The organism is Paenibacillus sp. NPDC057934, from assembly GCF_042887565.1.
GTDB lineage: Bacteria > Bacillota > Bacilli > Paenibacillales > Paenibacillaceae > Paenibacillus_AQ.
Window position 1 is genome coordinate 319658 of record NZ_JBHVPB010000001.1, and the last position, 19463, is coordinate 339120.

Sequence of the window (19463 nt, forward strand, 5' to 3'; positions counted from 1 at the left end):
GGTTGGAATGTAGTTTATTATGAGTGCAGAAAGTGCGTGGAGGGAGTAATAAATGTTGCCTGTAACAGATGTGGAATTTGCAGTTGTAGCTCCGAATAACAAGGATTTGCGAGAGCTCATTGTCACTTTGGATGAGGAACTGCTGGAGAGATATCCACATGAGACGATTTATGTAGTGGATTTCAGTGATCCCAAGGTTCAGGAGATGACTTTCGTTGTGGCTTACGTGAATGGACAGCCGGTAGGTTGCGGTGGATTGCGTCCGCTGGATTATCTGGACCCCGAGAGAAGGGCAATGGAGTTGAAACGTTTCTATGTAGATTCCAGCTGCCGCAAAATGGGGATCGCGACTAAAATGCTACTGTTTCTCGAAGGAAAGGCCTTGGCCGCCGGGTACCGGGAAATCCTGCTGGAGACCGGGATCAAGCAGCCGGAAGCCATTGGGCTGTATGTCAAGCACGGCTACCGGCCGATAGATCTGTTTGGTCCTTATGTTGGAGATCCTGACAGTCTATGCTACGGCAAAACGCTGATAGAAGAATGAGCGTCAGGCGTGATATTTACCGACGGGCGCGTTAAGTACCCATTCCAGCATTAGAATCATATCTTCAAGTCGTACAAGCTGGGCCTGTAATGAACTCCGCTGGGTATCTTCCTCTGCCAAAGGGGTAAGACGCGACTCCAGCGATCTGCGCTGCAGGGTCAGTTCATTGATTTTGGATTGGATTTGGTTTTCAGTTCTCATCTTGCTCCTCCTGGAGTTTGGTTATATAAGATGAACTTAAGATCCTAACATAAGGCTCGGTCGTCACTACGGTGGAATGTTTGGACTTCCGGTCGCTGTTGTGTCCAGATTTCTTTTTATAAACCGCTTCTAGCGGTTGAAATCTGGACACAGCTTAGGCTTCCGATGCGAGCTTTCCTGCGGAAAGCTTTCAGGCGAGCGTTCCGCTCCTACAGTTCCAAACTTCCCCTTCGTTCCTTCTCGCTTTTTGTTACTTTCTTTTGTTCATCTTATATAGTTTTTGTATCATAATATTATAACGGAAATGTGGAGGGAATAAAATGAGTGTTAATGTAAAGCAGTTAGCCGCTGAGAAAGCAGTAGAATATGTGAAGGATGGTATGAAGGTTGGCCTTGGTACCGGTTCGACGGCTTATTGGGCGATCCGCAAGCTTGGCGAACGGGTGGCTGAAGGATTAAAGATTACGGCAGTTGCCACGTCACAGGCTTCTGAGGATCAGGCGCGTGAGCTGGGAATTCCGCTCGTGGGCTTCGGTGACATTGATCGCCTGGACCTCACGATCGACGGTGCAGACGAGTTGGATGGCAAACTCCAATTGGTTAAGGGTGGTGGCGGCGCTCTGCTGCGCGAGAAGATTGTCGCTATGGGGAGCGAGCGCATGATCGTGGTTGCAGATGAGAGTAAGGCAGTGGAGACACTAGGTAAATTTCCGTTGCCTGTAGAGATTGTTCCATTCGCTTGTGAATGGACGCTAAGTGATCTCGCCAAGCTCGGTTGTGAGCCGGTACTGCGCCGCACCGGGGATGAGCTGTACAAGAGTGACAACGGCAATTACATTGCTGACTGCCATTTTGGAGCAATCCATTCGGCGCCGGAGCTGGCTAAGGCGCTGCAGGGCATACCAGGAGTAGTTGAACACGGTCTCTTCATTGGCATTGCAAACTTTGCAATTATCGGCAAAAGCGATGGCAGCATTGAGGTTATCGAAGGAGAGAAGCATCGTTGATCTTCCTTCCAGGGTCCGGACCCAAGCATAGACGTAGGCGAGGGGTGCAGTCCGTTCTTATTTTATACAGTGCGCTGCTGCTCTACTGGATGTTCCTTGGTTTTGGTCGTGAAGTCCATTTGGGTGGACCGTGGCAGTATAATCTGGTACCATGGAAGACCGTCTCTCTTTATCTGGACATGGGGAACCGCCTTTCCATTTGGAATCGAGCGGTGAACCTGCTGGGGAATGTGGCTGTATTTGTTCCGTTCGGGTTGTTGTTGCCCCTGATTTGGAACAAGCTGTCTTCTGCGGCCAGACTGGCGCTAGTCATGATCCCTGTTATTCTGCTGCTAGAATGTCTGCAGATGCTGCTACACGTTGGAAGCTTCGATGTGGACGATTTGCTGCTGAATATGCTGGGGGTATGGGCTGGCTATGCAGTAATTCGGCTGGGGAGAACTGGAAGGAATTCATAAGATGGAGGGATTACATACATGCTGATTGATTTAACACCACGCATCGGAACAGCTGAAGTGAATGAACTGCTGGAGTATGCGGTGATTGAGGAAACCGAGACCCTTCAGCAGACTACGGAAGAATACCGCAATTCACCTGGGCTGCAGTTGTTTGGCTGGGAAGAAGAGGAATTGCTCCTTGGTCTGGTAGGATTCGAGGAAACAGAAGATGGCTCGCTGGATATCCGCCACATTGCCGTACTGCCGGAGAATCGGGGCAAAGGGTATGCCCGTGGGATGATTTTGGAACTGCTAACCGCTCGAGAGCCACGTTACTTACTGGCAGAGACCGAAGATGAGGTAGCAGCCGATTTCTACCGGGCCCTGGGCTTTATGGTCTATAGTCTTGGTGTGAATGCAGCGGGAATTGAGATGTTTCGCTGTGTATATGAGGTTGAAGAGTTTGAGGATGAGGAATAACCTCACCCTGAACGACATAGAATGGCAGGCCAAGGAGTTTTGTTGGCCTGTCATTTTTTTTATGCAAATACAAGCACTAAGTCATTACATTTGACTTTTGAGTGCTGAAGTCATATAGTTCTAAAGTGAAACTATTCTACACATGAACTATTGTGGGATTGTAAGGAGGATTAAGCTTTGGATGAAGTGGCAGAACAGTGGATAAACCGTTATCTAGATGCCTATCTGGCGGTATCGAGAAATATCAGTGCCCAAATCAGGGATAGTATCGCTGGCGGACTTACGACAGACCAATACCTGATCTTGCGGCTGATCAACGGGAAGGAGCGCTGCACCTCCACATATCTGGCCGAATCGTTCGCTGTAGGTAAAAGCTCGATTACAGCCATCAGCAACCGGCTGGTCGATGCGGGACTTTTGGTGCGTACGCGCGACGAGAATGACCGGAGGCAGGTCTATCTCTCAATGACGGAGCAGGGACGTGAAGTATTTGAAGTGGCGGGTAAGCATGTCATGGATACGGTGTCGCCGTACTTCTCCCATTTTGAAGAGAAAGAGATTGAGAATTTCATTATGATGTTCGAGAAGTTGGCAAGAATGATGCAGGACTCAGGAGGGAAAGACGATTGAAGACCATACTTAAGGCCAGATGGGCCATCATTGTGATCTGGATTGCAGCGGCTGTTGTATTGATGTTGACGGCACCGGGAATGTCCGACCTAGTCCGGGAAAAGGGACAGATTGCGGTTCCGGCCGGATATTCTTCATCCAGAGCAGCCGAGATCATGAAAGAAGCTGCTGAGGCCAAAGGCGGGGAGACGCTCCACCAGGTTGCGCTTGTGTTCAACAAGCCGCAAGGCATTGGGACCAAGGAAATGGAGAGCATTAAGCAAGGCGTTGAGAAGCTGAACCAGAACAAAGCTGATCTCAAGCTGGACTCCATTACCGACCCGTTCTCGCAAAGTGAGCTGAAAGACACGTTGATTGCCAAAGATGGCAAAACAATTATGGTGGCGTTGTTTGTCGCGGGTAGTGATGAAGACGTCAAGGTGCTTCCAGGTAAAGTAGACGCCCTATTGAAAGATGTGGACGCTGATCATTATCTGACGAGTGAAGGTTTGATTACTGAAGACACGATTGCCAGCTCCGAAGCGGGGCTGAAGAAATCGGAATATATAACCGTTGTATTCATTCTTCTGATTTTGTTTGTGGTCTTCCGTTCATTCGTAGCTCCATTTGTTCCGCTGCTGACTGTGGGACTGAGTTATGTGGTGGCCCAGTCGGTTGTAGCGTTTCTGGTCGATCGTTATGATTTCCCGTTATCCACGTTCACCCAGATCTTTATGGTGGCCGTATTGTTCGGGATCGGGACGGATTACTGTATCCTGCTGATTAGCCGATTCAAGGAAGAACTAGCTGATTCGGCGGATACCAAAACTGCAATTATTGAGACATATCGTAAAGCAGGCGGTACGGTGTTCTACTCCGGCCTTGCTGTATTTGTAGGCTTTGTAGCTATCGGTTTCTCCAAATTCATGCTGTATCGCTCGGCAGTTGCCGTGGCTGTAGGCATTGCAGTGATGCTGCTTGCACTTGTGACAGTTGTACCTTTCTTTATGGCTGTCCTGGGCAAAAAAATGTTCTGGCCTTCGCGCGGCAAGCTGGAACACAGCGAAAGCCGAATCTGGGGCGCGGCTGGCGCCTTCTCCCTGAAAAGACCATGGGCAGCGCTGCTAATCGTAGCAGCTATTGTTGTGCCTTTCCTGGTCACCTACGATGGGAAGCTGTCCTTTAACAGTATGGATGAGATTGGCTCGAACTATGCCTCGGTCAAAGGCTTCAATATAATATCCGAAAGCTTTGGTCCTGGTGAATCTATGCCAGGCAAAATCGTGATCAAGAATGACGACCGTATGGACAATTCGGAGTATATCGGGCTTGCGGAGAAGATCAGCCGTGAGCTGGAGAAGGTGGAAGGAATCAAGACCGTTCGCAGTATGTCGCGTCCGGCTGGCGAAGCGATTAATGACTTCCTGATTCCTACACAGGTCAAGACGCTTTCAGACGGCCTGGACAAGACGAATGACGGCTTGTCCAAGATTCAGAGCGGCTTGTCCGAAGCCAGCAAGCAGCTTAGTGACAATGCGCCTAAGCTGGCTGAAGCCGTGTCCGGCAGCGAGAAGCTGACGGAGGGAACGGCCGACTTGAAAGCCGGGATTGTCGCTCTTGGCGACGGTCTATCCCGGATTGAGAGCGGCATTAAGAGCGGCTCTGCCGGGGCCGGGCAGATCAAAGCCGGACTTCAGCAGGCTGCCACAAGTGCACAGCAATTGGCGGATGCCAATCAGGCGCTGCTTGCCGGCTACAAGAAGATCGGCGCGGGTCTGACGGCGTTAGATGGCGGACTTGGCCAGATTCAAGGCCAGCTGCAAGGCGTAGCAACGGCATTGAACGGCCTGAGCACTTCCTTCGCTGGGCTTGAGACCAGCTATCCGGATCTGCTGCAGGATGTCAATTACCAGACCATTAAAGGCACAGTGACTCAGTCCGGGACCGGTGCCGCTGGACTGGCGGCAGGCCTCGGCCAGATTTCGGAGAACTTGAAGGGTGCGGCTGGCGGCCTAACGGAAGCCAATGCCGGTTATGCCAAAGCTGCGGCTGGTCAGACTGCACTGGCACAGGGCTTGCAGAAGCTTGTGGCCGGGATTGGTCAGCTACAATCGGGACTGAACCAGGCTGCTGATGGTCAAGGTCAGATCGTTGGGAAGATTCCATCGATTACGGGCGGTCTGGATCAATTGCAAGGTGGACAGAAGCAACTGGCGGACGGCTTCGGTCAGCTAACCGGCCAGATCGGTCAGTTAACGGCTGGGCTAAGCGACAGCGCTGATGGGCTGAAGCAGATCTCCGGTGGCCTCGGCTCAGCACAGGATTTCCTGAATCAGATTCATAACGCCAAGGATGATGAACTGAGCGGATTCTTTGTGCCGGATGAGGCTCTCAAAGCCGATGGCATCCAGCAGGTGTTCGACAACTACCTGACACATGACCGCAAGATTATGACCCTTGATATTGTGTTCGCGCAGAACCCTTACAGCAAGGAAGCCATCGACAGTGTTAGCAATATTCAATCTGCTGTCGAACGTGCTGTGAAAGGAACGAAGCTGGAGAATGCGGAAATTGCCATCAGTGGTGTTACCAGCACCTACAATGACTTGCAGAACATCTCCAATGCGGACTATAGCCGGACAGTGATCTTGATGCTGGGCGGTATATTCATCATCTTGGTCTTGCTACTCCGTTCCTTCATCATGCCGCTCTACCTGATCCTGTCGCTCGTGATCACTTACTTTACGGCACTAGCGGTGACGGAAGCGATCTTCGTGAATATGCTCGGCTATTCCGGAATTACCTGGTCCACGCCATTTTTCAGCTTTGTAATGCTGGTAGCGCTTGGCGTCGATTATAGTATCTTCCTCATGGCCCGGTTCAACGAGAATAAGTCATGGGATGTGAAAGAAGCTATCCTGCATGCCATGCGCAACATGGGAACTGTTATTCTATCGGCTGTAGTGATTCTGGGCGGTACATTTGCCTCAATGTATCCATCGGGCGTGCTGTCGATGATGCAGATCGCTACAGTAGTGCTTGCCGGCTTGGCTCTGTATGCCTTCATCTTCCTGCCATTCTTCGTGCCGGTGATGGTGAAGATGTTCGGGCGGGCCAACTGGTGGCCATTCCCTGACAGCTCTAGTGCTAGTAAGGAGAACTCTGGCTCATTGGATGCTTAATTATTGTCTTGTAGGCTCCAGTTAAGAGTCTGCGTGAAATCTTTAGTTTTATAGAGAGTGTCCCAGGCCGATTGGCTGTTTTGTGGGACACTCTTTTTTGATTTCTTGCCCAAAAAGCCTCTGCCCGTCACATGAAGTGATGGAAAGAAGCTTTTCGTTTGGTTATATCGGAATATTTAGGTGTGGATTATCTCATTTTGGCAAAAAAGCTGCGTAGCGCCCAGCCGCGTTCCTGGCGTTTCTTATATTTCGGAAGTGAGCGGTAGATCGCTGTGGACTCTGCAAAAGCACCTTTTGCTTCTTCTTCCCTTCCGAGCGCCCGGTACATTGATCCAGCCAGATAATAAGCTTCACTGGATGAAGATTGAATCTCTTGGAACTCGCTGACATAGTGAAGCGCCTTGTCGCGGTCTGTATGACGGAAAATCTCAGCCAGTCGCAGATAGGGTTGACCGTATTGGGCTCTGCGGTTAATATCCAATCCCTTCAGTACCTGGGCCTCGCCTTCTTCCATCTCTCCTAGCTTCAGGTTCACATGTCCAATTTCGACCCAATATTCCGCAGACTGCTCATAACGGTCTTCGATTTCCAGCAGCAGGGTTTTGGCTTCATTGAATTTTTTGCGTTCCGACAAATACCGGGCCAGTTCAAATTTGGCTGATACATCATTGGGATTAAGCGAAATAGTAGTTCTCAGCTTGGAGATTTGCCGTGATCTGCGGAAGGGTTTTGCTATGCTAGGCAGGATGCCGACGAAACGGCGATCCAATACATACAGAATAATTAGCAGAATTAGTAGGGCAAGAAAAGGATTGCCGATAAATCGAAATAACAGGATGAATCCGAGAATTTTGAACATGTTATCCTCCTAGATGAATGAAATTAAGATTATTATCAAAAGTAGCTCTATCTCCCTAACTAAGCCAAACAAAGGGAAGAAGAGCATTGTTCTAGCTGATTTTTTTAAAAAAATACGATATAAGATAAGTACTAACATGGTAAATTCTTTGTACAGTACTATTCATATTTTCCCGAAAATTATTACTGGCGTATTTAGAATAGAGATGCCGTTAATTGCAATTCGGAAATCATGATTATAAATTCTTTTATTCTATATTTAACGGCAAATTCGTACCTTAAATCCTCTGCGGCTAAGGGTTAATGGAGATTAAGTGCAATATTGCACCTTAAATCTTCCAGAATACCCAGTCTAGCATGCTTTTTTGAAAAATAAGATACAATAATACCCTTATTTCCCTTGTTTTCCTATATTAAAGGGAAATAAGGTACAAAAATGCTTTTAGTTGGGGAGAAGCCCCCTCTTTTTCACGGTTAAGACGCCTGGTGAAGGGAAGAGGAATATACCGCTTTTAGTGGTTGAAATCTGTCGACAGTCTATGTTGGGGTGCTAGCTTTTCTATGGAAAGCTTTCAGGCGAGCGCTTTGCGCCTACAGTTTTAAACTGCCCCGTTCGCTCATCTTCGCTTTTGTTAGTTTCTTTTGTTCGGCTTATATAAGATAGGCTATTTGTTATTTTAATGTGTTCAGCCAGGATAATTATACCATAATCTGAATAAGAAGGAGATCAGGTGATGAAGTTATTTCGATCCAAGTTCCTTATGCTTAGTGTTGTATTATGCGTAGCTTTACTGTGGGTGTCCATATCTCAAGCTGTCAGAAAATTACAACATTGAGCGATATCACTAGACTGGGGCTGAATCTGAATGGTTTTGCCGCTGTCCGTAAGGATGGTACAGTCTGGACTTGGGGTCATACGTATGCTGGGGCCGCTGCGAGATGTGGCCCAAAGTTTGGGTTATACCATAGGGTCTGTGGACGGCATCATGACATTGACCAAGGATGGCAACGTAGTTGCGCTTCAGGATGGGAATTACAAGCTTGGAAATGGCAGAACCATACCCATAGGTGAAGGCATTAAGGTGATCTACACCTCGATGGTTCCCGCATCCCAACTAGCACAGGCGCTGGGCTTTACTGCAAAGTGGGAGGGCGGTTCATACGGTTTAACCTTGCAGGCTAAACAAGAAAATTTGATTCAACTAATCCAGCAATAAAGTTTTCTTCTAATTACAGGGAATAAATGATATGTTAGGCGTAATCATAATCATATCCATGGATTTTATTTCATAGCGGGGAAAGAAGGATGAGTGATGGAGCAGAACTTGACAGCGGTGAAGCTGCGCCCCTTGGGTCAGTCTTCGCTTTCCGTCTCGCCACTGGGTCTGGGCTGCTGGCAGTTTAGCCGGGGAAAAGGACTGGTGGGCAGCTATTGGAGCAACCTGAATGAAGGAGATATTCTCGAGATTGTGCGGGTCAGTCTTGAAGGCGGCATGAACTGGGTGGATACGGCAGAGGTTTACGGTGGAGGCAAATCAGAGGAAGCCCTGGCACAGGTCCTCGACCAGCTGCGGCAGGAGGGAAGTCCCCAGGCAGCTCCGCTGATCGCGACCAAGTGGTGGCCACTTTTCCGTACCGCGGGTTCGATTACCTCCACGATTGAGGAGCGGATTGGGTGCCTGGGTGGACGAACCATTGACCTGTACCAGATTCACCAGCCGTTCTCATTGTCAACCATCGCGCAGGAGATGAAGGCGATGGCGGGGTTGGTTAAAGCGGGTAAAATACGTTATGTCGGTGTCAGCAACTATTCGGCGAAGCAGATGGTCGCGGCTCATCGCCTGTTGCAGGAGCAGGGACTGTCGTTGGTCTCCAATCAGGTTAAATACAATCTGCTCGACCGAGCGATTGACCGCAACGGAATTTTGGAGGCTGCGAAGGAGCATGGCATTTCAATCATTGCTTATTCTCCGCTACAGCAGGGATTGCTGACGGGCCGTTTCCATCATGATCCAGCGCAGATTCAAGCTCTGGCCCGCAGCCGCCGACTAATGTCCGGCCTGAATGAGAAGAGCCTGGCCCGCAGTCGGCCGTTAATAGAAGCTTTGGATACCCTCGGAAGAAAATACAGTGCGACCTCAGGGCAGATCGCGTTGAATTGGCTGATTCATTATCACGGTGATACGGTAGTGGCGATCCCGGGTGCATCCAAGGTGCGGCATGCCCAGGAAAACATCGGTGCGATGACCTTCCAGCTCACGGTCGATGAATTGGAACAACTCAATGAGGCCTCCTGGGCTGCGGTCAAATAACATAGCAAGCTATATACAAAGAGCCTCCGAAGGACCCTTGGTCACTTGAAGGTTCTTTGTCTGTCCACCCATGCTGAAATTGTTATACCTCAATAATGATCGGCAGGATCATGGGGCGCCGTTTGGTTTTCTCATACAGGAATTTACCCAGTACATCCTTGATTGTTTGCTTCATGATATTCCATTGGCCAAGGTCGACTTTGTGCATTTTGTGCAGGGTGTCCGTGACCAATTGATTGATTTCGTCCATTAGGGTCTCCGAGTTGCGGATATAGATGAACCCTCTAGAAATGGTATCGGGGCTACTCAGCAGCCGGCCATCGGTCAGACTAAGTGTAATGACTGTGATCAGGATGCCGTCAGCAGAGAGCTGACGTCGGTCGCGCAGTACCACATTGCCAATATCCCCGATGCCCAGACCGTCGACGAGGATCTGTCCCGCAGTTAGTTTTTTGCCGGACTGTCTGACAACACTACCTGCGGATTCCACAATGTCGCCATTGTTGAGGATGAAAATGTTCTCATGCTTCACACCTACTGCCTCGGCCAACAGGCTGTGATGATGCAGCATGCGGTACTCCCCGTGGACCGGAATAAAGTATTCCGGTTTCATAAGCGTCAGCATCAGCTTCAGTTCTTCCTGACTGCCGTGTCCGGATACATGAAGCTCGCTGCGGGAGCCATAGATGACCCGTGCACCTAGAGTGTACAAGTTGTCTACAATCCGGGCGACATTTCGTTCATTACCGGGGATTGGATTGGCAGCGATCAATACGGTATCCCCGGCTTGAATTCCCATCAGCCGATTGCTGGAGTTCGCCAGACGGGATAAGGCGGCCATGGGCTCACCCTGACTTCCTGTACATAAGACGGCACATTGTTCAGGCGGCAGGTTGGCGGCCTCCGCTGGTTCTATCAACAGGTCACCCGGAATATCCAGATATCCTAATTCCTGGGCTACGCCGACCACAGCGACCATACTCCTGCCCAGCAGAGCGAGCTTGCGCCCCGTATGATGCGTGGCATCCACAACCTGTTGTAGACGGTGCACATTGGAAGCGAAGGTAGAGACAAAGATTCTCTGCTCAGCATTCTTGAATGCTTCTTCCATATGTGCGCCTACTAGTCGTTCGGACGGAGTGAAGCCAGGGCGCTCAGCATTGGTGCTTTCCGAAAGTAGGATTTTAACACCCATTTTGCCGATTTCAGCCATTCTGTGAAGATCAGGGTACTGATTGTTGACGGGTGTCATATCAAATTTGAAGTCTCCGGTATGTACGATGGTTCCTTCGGGCGTATCGAATACAACCCCGAGGCAATCCGGGATACTATGATTGGTATTAAAAAAGGTTGTGGTGATGGTGCCAAAGTCCAATGTTGAATCCGCATTAATGCAGTGCAGGCTCGTCTGCCGCAGAAGGCCGTGTTCCTTCAGCTTGTTTTCTATCAGACCTAGTGTCAGACGGGAAGCATAAATCGGGATGTTCAGTTGTTTCAGCAGATAAGGGATGCCGCCAATATGATCTTCATGTCCGTGAGTCACAATCAGTCCGCGTACCTTATCAATATTGTTTAGCAAGTAGCTGACATCAGGAATAATCAGGTCGATGCCGAGCAGACTTTCATCGGGAAATTTGGCACCGCAATCGATAACAATAATATCATCTGCATACTGTACGAGGTACATGTTCTTGCCGATCTCATTGACGCCGCCTAGTGCAGCGATCCAGAGCCGTGCTCCTGACATTTTCACAGGCAGTTCCCCCCAACTGAATTTTCCTATATTATGGATGAAAATCCCCTGGATTATCCTGCTATGAAAAAAACACAATCAAATCGCACTGATCCTTAATTTGATACCCCAACAAATATCCGTATTTTATAGTTGTCTGGATTTTTTTCTGTCAGATAGCTCAGTAGTTCCAATCCATACACATTTCCGCTTACGTTCATCCCTTTACTTTCTATGAATTTTTTTATTATAGAATAGGTTTTTGGCATGCTTTCATAGGACCCTTTGTGATCCATAACTGCATAAAAACCTTCAGGTTTGATAAGCATCTTTTCAACTGGAATCGGGGTATTTACTTTATTAGCCATGTAGTCAGGATAATAATCTCCCGATTCAAAACGGTCTTTACTTAAAATAGTCCAGATTGGAAATTCGTGATCTATATAGTGTTCTTCGCAGTAGTCTCGATGTTCGCTTAATTTCCGGGCAAACTCCTTATCCCCATCCCCTAATTTTAATGGCGTAACTATGAAAAATTCTTCTTCGCATATTTCTATTGTTGGTGTATTTCGCAATTCTTCTGTGGCTTCCTCTGTCATCTTGACAGCACTCTTTAGGATACTTTGCATTCGAGTGATTCTAAGTTGTTCTTTTTCTAAATCCGTCTGTTTCTCTTTTAAAATATTTACGAATAGGGGTGTATTCTGCTTCTGAATAAACTCCTTTATTTCCTCTAATGAACTACCTGCTTTTTTTAGTACATTGATAATATCAAGAACAAGACATTGTTGAAGAGAATAATAACGATAGCCTTTAGAATTAACGAATTCGGGTTTTAAGAGTCCAATATGGTCGTAATGAAAAAGCGTGTGTTTAGTCACTCCGCAGGTTTTAGCTAACTCACTAGTCGTAAAATATCCGGTTGATATACTTGACATTTTCTGTCCTCCGCGACTCTTTATCTAAATACTAAAATTATAAATTGACTATAGGGTTACCCTATAGATTATAGTTCAAATTGTTAAAAGTTCAAAATAATTTGCATGGAGGAATGTTAAGTATGTCAAAATTCAAACGCTGGATGGTTCTGTCAATTGTATCCAGTGCACTTTTACTCATCGTTATGGATATGACGATTCTTTACACGGCTATGCCAACGTTAACGCATGATTTGGGTGCGACTGCTTCGCAAAAATTATGGATATTAAATGGTTACTCGCTCGTTATGGCGGGCCTGCTTCCCGCAATGGGTACGTTAGGTGACCGCCTAGGCTATAGAAGAGTTTTCTCGCTCGGATTGATTATATTTTCAATAGCTTCACTCACTGCTGCTTTTGCTCCTAATCCCTATGTTTTGGTATCGGCAAGGGTACTTCTTGCGGTTGGAGCATCTATTATGATGCCTGCTACAATGGCTATCGTTAGAGTTACTTTTAAAGATCCGCGTGAGTTAGGTTTGGCTATTGGTATTTGGGGGGCTATTGCCTCTGGAGGTGCAGGACTAGGACCTATAGTCGGTGGACTTCTCCTTGAGCATTTTTCGTGGGGTTCTGTATTCTTACTCAATTTACCCATCGCGATACTTGCATTTATCCTAACTTTAGTGTTTGTTCCAAAACATGAAGGCGATAAATATAAAAAGTTTGACCTAACCAGCTCGATTCAAATTATGATTGCCTTGGTGACTCTAATCTATGCAATTAAAGAGTGTACCCGACGTGAAGGTTCCATAACTTTTGCCATTCTTGCCGCGTTTGTCGGTATCGTAGCTCTTATTGCCTTTATACGTCGTCAAAACAGAAGCTCTAACCCGCTTATTGACCTCTCATTGTTTAAGATACCTCTTTTTACCACAGGATTTATTACGGCATTGGTAGGTTTATTTGCTCAGACAGGGATTCAATATATAATAACTCAACGCCTTCAATTGGTTGAGGGTTTCAGTCCACTATTAGCCGGAGTGTATACGTTAACTGTACCGTTTGCAGCGGTTATTGCTGCTCCGCTGACAGGAATGCTATTACATCGATTTGATGTTATTCGTATCAAGAGCATTGTTCTCTTAATTGCAGCTGTAGGTTCGGGGATCTATCTTGTACAATTTGATTCAGGCATTGCTGGGCAGATTCTCGGACTAGCACTCTTCGGAGCGGGCTTAGGTGGCGGGATGACTGTGGCTTCTCATTCTATAATGAGCAGTGCCCCTTATGAAAAAGCAGGTATGGCTGCATCTATGGAGGGGGTAGGATATGAAGTAGGTGGAGCTACAGGAATAGCGATAATCGGAAGTCTGTCTGGTCTTGTGTACACGTTATCCATGAAAATTCCAGCAGGATTGAATGTTCCAGTCAATGTGAAAGATAGCTTAGATGAAGCTTTAATAGTAGCAGAGAGTCTAACTGGGACAGCTTCGGAAACGCTGAAACAGGCTGCACGAGCCGCTTTTAATCAATCATTTTTTGCTGTAATTGCTGCGATTACTGTGTTTTTGGTAGCTGCTTCACTAATTATCATGTTGATAGGAGCACGATCAAAGAAACGAGTAGTTACAAATTCAAGACAGTAAATTCAAAATCGCGTCGTCCTTTCGGGGGCGACGCTTTTTCTTGTATATAGGGGTCTTTGCAAAGTTCAATATAGTAAGCCCGGTACATGAAAAAAAGTTCTATTCCTATAAAAGGAAGTGTTATTCGCGACATAGAGATTCGAAGGCGACAATCGCCGACCTTACAACATATACGAGGTGGTTTTATTATGGAAACGGTCAAAACGGTTTGTGATGCAGGGTTTGGAACTTATCGCACTACGGTAGCAGATCTTTAATACTCGTGAAAAATTACACTTACGTTTGAAGACGAATATTTTGGCGTAGAAATGCATTTAAGTTGTTTAAGAGTATGGCATACGGGTTAATAAAGAAGAAAGCAGCTAATGTTTGGACATGTTGACAGGGAAAAGATTACGGAAGGGAGGATGAATCCAGCATGAATATGACAGTACATAGTCTTATGGCTTTCAATCATCAGTATTTCAGGCCTCAACCCGTGGCCAATTCCAAGCAGAAGAGAGCGGACGAGAAGATGGTCGTCTTCCGTGACGTACTGAAGGAGAAGATGAGGTCGGGCAGCGGTCTCAAAAAGTGACATTCAGGAAACTCAACATAGCGCCACATAGAAAAGCCGGACGAATGACCCTTTGAAGTCATGTCGCCCGGCTTTTTAAAGTTTAATTGATTCAATTGCCAGCGTGTTACCGGATATTGGCGGCCTGCTGCAACCTGGCGGCAATCTCTTTGAAGTCTTCCTCCGAGATGCCAGGGGCGAATTCTTCTGGCACTTCAGGTGCTTCAGCAATCGGATACCCCTTAGGTGAGCCTTCAATAACTTCAAGCGGCTGTCCGTCTTCGGGATGAGTTCCCTTCCAAGATCTGCTTGATCGCTGTAAAATCCCCGTCGCTGTTCGTATACAGCTTGGTATGAAGACTTTTCTCCTCATACTTTCGGGTTTCGTTGAATGCCTTGTTGCTGAGGGAAGGGATCGGCACCAGCTTGCTGACATCCACACCTGTTGCTACCTCTAGCGCTTTGGCATAGGCCACGACATGCACCCCGCCGCGGACGAGCAGGTACCCAACAACTTCCCTTGCAGCAGGGTGATCGGTCATTTCATAGACCTTCATTTTGTGAGTACGTGCTCCGCACTCCAGGAAGAAGTTATGCAGCAAATCGAGAATTAGATTCCCGCTATTGAAGACATATTCTCCACTCCAGGGTCGGCCCATGGAATCAATGGGAAGCGCGGACTGTGCGCCGGCTAGTCCAAAGTAAGAATTACGGATATCTTTCAACGGATTTAGCGGGGTTTGGTCCGGTTCTTTGTATTTCGTGGAGCCGCGTAGACATTTATTAACCGCATGGGCGACCAGTTCGACATGGCCCAGTTCTTCTGCAGTGATGCTCGTAACCAGATCGTAGAAAGGTTTTAGCTTTTTTTTGCTGCGGAAGTTGAAGGATTGGAACAGGTAGTTGTTCAGGGTCGACATTTCGCCGAATTTCCCGCCCATCAGTTCCTGAACGGCAGCAGCGGCATTGGGATCGGGGCGTTCTACCTCCGGTATCTCAATGGCAATTTCGTCAAAACGTTTAAACATAGGCTAGCACCTCATTATCGGTTGAATTTGCCAAAAGCGGCATTCATCGCTTTTAGTGTCTCCAACCGTGGTGAACTATACCCAGTTATACCGAATAAGCTCTTGTGTCACTTTTCTGTCCAACTCTTATTTCAGACGTAATTGCAGTCAGTCACTAAGGTCTAACCTCAAAGAACTGGCAGTTCGAACGGGAATAGTAGGTCAAGTCGCTGACCCGGGATTGAATGATTACATCGGAATCCGTGAAGCGGACAATGAAACCGCCGGAATTCACCAGATGATCATCCTGGAAGACGCGCACAGGGTACTGCCGATCTACGGCCTCCTGCAGGTCAATATCCGTAAATAGAGGACGATTAATAGGCATGTCGAGACTCTCTCCTTTATTAATAAACATAAATATAATTCAATACCCTCATAGAAGTAAAAATAGTATACATGTCCTCTAGCTATAAATCCAATAGAACACGCTCATTGGTTTATAATTAAAGCTTAACATAGAGGGTTGGTCGCGATACGCCCCGGGCTAGAGTATGACATATGTCATACTGCCTACTTGATGTTTGTATCTTATAGGATGACATTATCTTCTCTATACTTAAAAGCAGAAGAGTGTTTCCCCAGGGGGATACATCAAGGAGGAACGACGACCATGCGCAAAGATCAGTCAGCCCAACTCGCTAGCCTAAAAAAAAGTGTAGCCCCTTATGAGAAAACGGATCGTACACGAAGTATAAAGCAGCTTATAAATACGCTATTGCCGCTTGTAGTATTATGGTCCAGCGCCTACTTTAGTCTATCCGTATCCTATTGGCTTACACTGTTGTTCGCGATCCCAGCCGCAGGCTTCGTGATTCGAACATTTATCATTTTTCATGACTGCTGCCATGGCTCGTTCTTCAAAAGCCGCCGTGCCAACGATATCGTAGGCACCATTACCGGTATTCTGACACTGGTTCCTTATCGGCAGTGGAAGCATAGCCATTCTATCCACCATGCAACCAGCAGCAACCTCGACAAAAGAGGGATTGGCGACATCTGGATCATGACCGTGAATGAATATACTGAGGCCTCTTCTTGGAAGCGGCTGTACTACCGGATTTACCGTAACCCGATTGTTATGTTCGGTATTGGGCCGATCGCTGTGTTCTTGCTCCAATACCGGTTTAACGCTAAGGGAGCCAAGCGCAAAGAGCGGATGAACACTTACCTCACCAATGTTTCTCTAGTTGTACTGTATGGTGTGCTTATTTGGGCTATTGGATGGCCGGCCTTCCTGCTGGTGCAACTGCCTATCGTCTTTGTATCCGGCTTCCTCGGGATCTGGTTGTTCTATGTACAGCATCAGTTCGAGGATTCCTACTTTGAGAACGAAGACGAGTGGAGCTATGTGAAAGCTGCGGTAGAAGGAAGTTCGTACTACAAGCTGCCGAAGCTGCTGCAATGGATTACCGGCAATATTGGCTTCCACCATGTGCATCATTTAAGCCCGAAGGTGCCTAACTATAATCTGGAACAAGTGCATAACTCGACCCCGCCATTGCAAAAGGCGACTACGATTACGATTGGCACGAGTCTCAAAGCTATCCATTTCCGTCTGTGGGATGAGGAGAATAAAGGCTTCGTGAGCTTCAAGGAGATGAAGGCCAGACTGCGAAATCCCAAGCGTGTGGCAGAAGTCCTGACTGTGAATAAACCGACTCTTCAGGGAGATTGAATACTATACCCAAGGAAGTGCAGAGCCGAAGATATTAGTTCGGAGCTGTTCTTCCTTTTGTTTTGCCGTTGAAGCGATACACGTCAGGTTTGTGATAATATAAGGGTGAACAACTCTGAACAAAAGGATGGCAGACATGCAGAAATGGTATTCTATTTTTCATAAAAGCACCGGACTCAGCCCTTATGTGTGGGTCGTCTTTTACATTCTTCCGTTCTATTTCATTTTCCGGTCTTCTTCCACCTATCAAGTGGTATCCGGCATCGTCATGATCATGCTGTTCTTTGTATGCTATGTACTATCCTTTATATCAAAAGGCTGGCTGGTGTACTTCTGGACAAGCGTGCAAATTGTGGTTTCCATTACGATGACGTTATTGTTTGGCTATGTGTATTTTGCGCTGTTTCTGGCTTTCTTTATCGGAAATATCCAGAACAGGGTCGGATTCTTCACACTATATTCCATTCATCTGTTAACCACCATCGTGTCCATCAACTACGTGCTGCTCTCGCGCAATCCCGTATTTATCAGCCAATTGCCATTTGTGCTGGTTAGTATGATCGCGGTTGTGCTGCTGCCCGTTACCACCTATAACCGCAATAATCAGGACAAGCTGCAGGGCCAGCTGGAGGATGCCAACAAACGTATCTCGGAGCTGGTCAAACTTGAGGAACGGCAGCGGATTGCTCGCGATCTGCATGACACCTTGGGACAAAAGCTTTCTCTGATCGGGCTCAAGAGCGACCTCGCCGGCAAGCTGATTCACAAGAATCCTGCGCAGGCAGTTGTTGAGATAGGCGATGTGCGCCGAACGGCACGGAGTGCCCTGAAGGAAGTGCGGGAAATGGTGACAGAGATGAGGGGGATTCGGCTGGAGGAAGAGCTGGTACGCATCCGTCAGTTTCTTCAAGCGGCAGAGATCGATTTTCTGCTGGAGGGCAACCCGAAGCTAACCAATACCTCCCTCATTACGGAAAATGTACTCAGCATGTGCATTAAAGAAGCGGTCACCAATGTGGTGAAGCACAGCAATGCCATGGCGTGCTGGATAATGATCCGGCCTTCCCGGACAGATCTGACAATCACTGTGAAAGACAATGGGACGGGGATTTCTGGGGATAACATTTATTCTAAAGGACACGGCCTGCAAGGGATGAGAGAACGACTTGAATTTGTCAACGGCACCATGGATATTGTGAAAGACGGAGGAACCACCCTTGTGATTAGAGTTCCCAATGCATTCAAACAACCGGTGAAGGAGGAGACAACATGATAAAGATTGTAATTGCCGAGGATCAGCGTATGCTGCTCGGAGCGCTGGCTTCGCTGCTGGATCTGGAAGAGGATATGAAGGTGGTGGGGCGAGCGAGTAACGGTGAGGAAGCGGTGTCGCTGGTGCAGCTACATAAACCGGATATTTGTATCATGGACATTGAGATGCCGGCGATGAGCGGTCTGGAAGCAGCGGAAGCGCTGAAGAATTCCGGCTGCAAGACAATGATTCTGACCACCTTTGCGCGGGCAGGGTATTTTGAGCGTGCTGTGAAGGCTGGCGTCCATGCTTATCTGCTTAAGGATAGTCCAAGTGAAGAACTAGCCTCCTCCATTCGAAGTGTGATGGCTGGACGGCGGATGTATGCTCCTGAACTGATGGATCAGGCCTACGGTGGAGAGGTTAATCCCTTGACGGAACGGGAAAAGGAAGTATTGGGCCTGATCGCTGACGGTAAGAACACCAAAGAAATCGCAAGTCAGTTGTATATTACGACTGGCACGGTCCGCAATTATATCTCTGTCATTCTGGATAAACTTGACGTGGGTAACCGGATCGAGGCGATTACCCGTTTCAAAGAAAAAGGCTGGTTCAAATGAAAGAACCGGCATTGCAACTGAGGTTAGCTACCGACGTTAGCTAAGCCGTCCGTCCCCAAGAAAGATTACATATGTAATCGGAGCACAGTTGCAATGGTCAACGCTGAATACTCTCGATACGTAGAAACTTCGAGTTTACCATATATATTATAAGTGAGTTAAATATGATGGATACCTTCGTAGTATGGTGCTACGAGGGTATCCTTTTTGCGTTCTGTCTTAGACCAACGCGCCCATTTCCTTCTTGTTGACATACAGTATATCTTCCTGCATCTTTGCACCGATATCCTTCTCAAATAAGTCTATATACTCAGATTTTCTGAGACCGATTAACCACTTTATCTATAGGTCTTCCTGCTCGG

18 protein-coding genes and 1 pseudogene are annotated in these 19463 nt (G+C 47.5%); 13 read left to right on the forward strand and 6 right to left on the reverse strand.

Translation table 11 applies throughout. The features are described 5' to 3' along the window. The first annotated feature begins 52 nt into the window (after window positions 1-52). A complete protein-coding gene (locus tag ACFVRY_RS01505; protein WP_387496360.1) occupies window positions 53-544 on the forward strand; it encodes a GNAT family N-acetyltransferase in 492 nt (163 codons plus the stop codon). Window positions 545-547: 3 nt separating this feature from the next. Here ACFVRY_RS01505 and ACFVRY_RS01510 read toward each other — a convergent pair whose 3' ends face one another. Further along, window positions 548-745, reverse strand: coding sequence for a hypothetical protein (locus tag ACFVRY_RS01510; protein WP_387496363.1), 198 nt, complete (start codon window positions 743-745; stop codon window positions 548-550). A 320-nt stretch (window positions 746-1065) separates the two neighbouring features. Between ACFVRY_RS01510 and rpiA the strand changes: the two genes are divergently transcribed. The 5 genes from rpiA (at window position 1066) to ACFVRY_RS01535 (ending at window position 6460) form a co-directional block, all read left to right on the forward strand. Then, window positions 1066-1752 (forward strand): ribose-5-phosphate isomerase RpiA, encoded by a 687-nt coding sequence (gene rpiA / locus ACFVRY_RS01515; RefSeq protein WP_387496366.1) that lies wholly within the window; start codon window positions 1066-1068, stop codon window positions 1750-1752. Then, window positions 1749-2210, forward strand: a complete 462-nt coding sequence (locus ACFVRY_RS01520; RefSeq protein ID WP_387496369.1) for a VanZ family protein — start codon at window positions 1749-1751, stop codon at window positions 2208-2210. The genes rpiA and ACFVRY_RS01520 overlap by 4 nt, the downstream gene beginning before the upstream one ends. A gap of 18 nt (window positions 2211-2228) precedes the next feature. After that, window positions 2229-2669 (forward strand): GNAT family N-acetyltransferase, encoded by a 441-nt coding sequence (locus ACFVRY_RS01525; protein ID WP_387496372.1) that lies wholly within the window; start codon window positions 2229-2231, stop codon window positions 2667-2669. A gap of 186 nt (window positions 2670-2855) precedes the next feature. After that, entirely contained in the window at window positions 2856-3299 is a 444-nt protein-coding gene (locus tag ACFVRY_RS01530; protein ID WP_387497717.1) for a MarR family winged helix-turn-helix transcriptional regulator, read from the forward strand. Further along, window positions 3296-6460, forward strand: a complete 3165-nt coding sequence (locus tag ACFVRY_RS01535) for an MMPL family transporter (RefSeq protein WP_387496375.1) — start codon at window positions 3296-3298, stop codon at window positions 6458-6460. The genes ACFVRY_RS01530 and ACFVRY_RS01535 overlap by 4 nt, the downstream gene beginning before the upstream one ends. Before the next feature lie 187 nt (window positions 6461-6647). On the opposite strand, the gene ACFVRY_RS01540 is transcribed toward ACFVRY_RS01535, so the two are convergent. Further along, the gene (locus ACFVRY_RS01540) at window positions 6648-7319 is read right to left on the reverse strand and encodes a tetratricopeptide repeat protein (RefSeq protein ID WP_387496378.1); all 672 of its coding nucleotides are present in this window, start codon (window positions 7317-7319) and stop codon (window positions 6648-6650) included. An 865-nt stretch (window positions 7320-8184) separates the two neighbouring features. On the opposite strand from ACFVRY_RS01540, the gene ACFVRY_RS01545 reads away from it, so the two are divergent. Together ACFVRY_RS01545 and ACFVRY_RS01550 are read left to right on the forward strand one after the other, a co-directional pair. Beyond that, window positions 8185-8535, forward strand: coding sequence for a stalk domain-containing protein (locus ACFVRY_RS01545; RefSeq protein ID WP_387496381.1), 351 nt, complete (start codon window positions 8185-8187; stop codon window positions 8533-8535). Window positions 8536-8631: 96 nt separating this feature from the next. Beyond that, on the forward strand, window positions 8632-9630 hold the full coding sequence (locus ACFVRY_RS01550) for an aldo/keto reductase (RefSeq protein WP_387496384.1): 999 nt from the start codon (window positions 8632-8634) through the stop codon (window positions 9628-9630). Between the two features lie 82 nt (window positions 9631-9712). Here ACFVRY_RS01550 and ACFVRY_RS01555 read toward each other — a convergent pair whose 3' ends face one another. After that, window positions 9713-11377 (reverse strand): ribonuclease J, encoded by a 1665-nt coding sequence (locus ACFVRY_RS01555; protein WP_387497719.1) that lies wholly within the window; start codon window positions 11375-11377, stop codon window positions 9713-9715. A gap of 101 nt (window positions 11378-11478) precedes the next feature. Beyond that, on the reverse strand, window positions 11479-12300 hold the full coding sequence (locus ACFVRY_RS01560) for a MerR family transcriptional regulator (RefSeq protein ID WP_387496387.1): 822 nt from the start codon (window positions 12298-12300) through the stop codon (window positions 11479-11481). A gap of 122 nt (window positions 12301-12422) precedes the next feature. Here ACFVRY_RS01560 and ACFVRY_RS01565 point away from each other — a divergent pair, with 122 nt between their 5' ends. Both ACFVRY_RS01565 and ACFVRY_RS01570 read left to right on the forward strand, forming a co-directional pair. Next, window positions 12423-13928 carry an MFS transporter gene (locus ACFVRY_RS01565; RefSeq protein ID WP_387496390.1) on the forward strand — a complete coding sequence of 502 codons (1506 nt, stop codon included), beginning with the start codon at window positions 12423-12425 and terminating at the stop codon, window positions 13926-13928. Between the two features lie 418 nt (window positions 13929-14346). After that, a complete protein-coding gene (locus ACFVRY_RS01570; protein ID WP_175374604.1) occupies window positions 14347-14505 on the forward strand; it encodes a hypothetical protein in 159 nt (52 codons plus the stop codon). A 106-nt stretch (window positions 14506-14611) separates the two neighbouring features. Here ACFVRY_RS01570 and ACFVRY_RS01575 read toward each other — a convergent pair. Then, a pseudogene (locus tag ACFVRY_RS01575) lies at window positions 14612-15512 on the reverse strand (manganese catalase family protein). A gap of 154 nt (window positions 15513-15666) precedes the next feature. After that, window positions 15667-15879: a hypothetical protein gene (locus ACFVRY_RS01580; RefSeq protein WP_387496393.1), complete on the reverse strand. Its 213-nt coding sequence runs from the start codon at window positions 15877-15879 to the stop codon at window positions 15667-15669. Window positions 15880-16164: 285 nt separating this feature from the next. Between ACFVRY_RS01580 and desA the strand changes: the two genes are divergently transcribed. From desA to ACFVRY_RS01595, 3 genes are all read left to right on the forward strand, one after another. Next, entirely contained in the window at window positions 16165-17229 is a 1065-nt protein-coding gene (desA, locus tag ACFVRY_RS01585; protein WP_387496395.1) for a Delta(5) desaturase DesA, read from the forward strand. 136 nt (window positions 17230-17365) lie between these two features. Beyond that, window positions 17366-18502, forward strand: a complete 1137-nt coding sequence (locus tag ACFVRY_RS01590; RefSeq protein WP_387496397.1) for a histidine kinase — start codon at window positions 17366-17368, stop codon at window positions 18500-18502. Beyond that, window positions 18499-19101 carry a response regulator transcription factor gene (locus tag ACFVRY_RS01595; RefSeq protein WP_066370481.1) on the forward strand — a complete coding sequence of 201 codons (603 nt, stop codon included), beginning with the start codon at window positions 18499-18501 and terminating at the stop codon, window positions 19099-19101. Before ACFVRY_RS01590 ends, ACFVRY_RS01595 begins: the two co-directional genes overlap by 4 nt. Window positions 19102-19463 lie beyond the last annotated feature (362 nt).

Coding starts and splice junctions, on each gene's coding strand:
- ACFVRY_RS01505 (WP_387496360.1), top strand. CDS start 53: ATGTTGCCTGTAACAGATGTGGAATTTGCAGTTGTAGCTCCGAATAAC.
- ACFVRY_RS01510 (WP_387496363.1), bottom strand. CDS start 745: ATGAGAACTGAAAACCAAATCCAATCCAAAATCAATGAACTGACCCTG.
- rpiA (WP_387496366.1), top strand. CDS start 1,066: ATGAGTGTTAATGTAAAGCAGTTAGCCGCTGAGAAAGCAGTAGAATAT.
- ACFVRY_RS01525 (WP_387496372.1), top strand. CDS start 2,229: ATGCTGATTGATTTAACACCACGCATCGGAACAGCTGAAGTGAATGAA.
- ACFVRY_RS01540 (WP_387496378.1), bottom strand. CDS start 7,319: ATGTTCAAAATTCTCGGATTCATCCTGTTATTTCGATTTATCGGCAAT.
- ACFVRY_RS01545 (WP_387496381.1), top strand. CDS start 8,185: ATGGTTTTGCCGCTGTCCGTAAGGATGGTACAGTCTGGACTTGGGGTC.
- ACFVRY_RS01550 (WP_387496384.1), top strand. CDS start 8,632: ATGGAGCAGAACTTGACAGCGGTGAAGCTGCGCCCCTTGGGTCAGTCT.
- ACFVRY_RS01555 (WP_387497719.1), bottom strand. CDS start 11,377: ATGTCAGGAGCACGGCTCTGGATCGCTGCACTAGGCGGCGTCAATGAG.
- ACFVRY_RS01560 (WP_387496387.1), bottom strand. CDS start 12,300: ATGTCAAGTATATCAACCGGATATTTTACGACTAGTGAGTTAGCTAAA.
- ACFVRY_RS01565 (WP_387496390.1), top strand. CDS start 12,423: ATGTCAAAATTCAAACGCTGGATGGTTCTGTCAATTGTATCCAGTGCA.
- ACFVRY_RS01570 (WP_175374604.1), top strand. CDS start 14,347: ATGAATATGACAGTACATAGTCTTATGGCTTTCAATCATCAGTATTTC.
- ACFVRY_RS01580 (WP_387496393.1), bottom strand. CDS start 15,879: ATGCCTATTAATCGTCCTCTATTTACGGATATTGACCTGCAGGAGGCC.
- desA (WP_387496395.1), top strand. CDS start 16,165: ATGCGCAAAGATCAGTCAGCCCAACTCGCTAGCCTAAAAAAAAGTGTA.
- ACFVRY_RS01590 (WP_387496397.1), top strand. CDS start 17,366: ATGCAGAAATGGTATTCTATTTTTCATAAAAGCACCGGACTCAGCCCT.
- ACFVRY_RS01595 (WP_066370481.1), top strand. CDS start 18,499: ATGATAAAGATTGTAATTGCCGAGGATCAGCGTATGCTGCTCGGAGCG.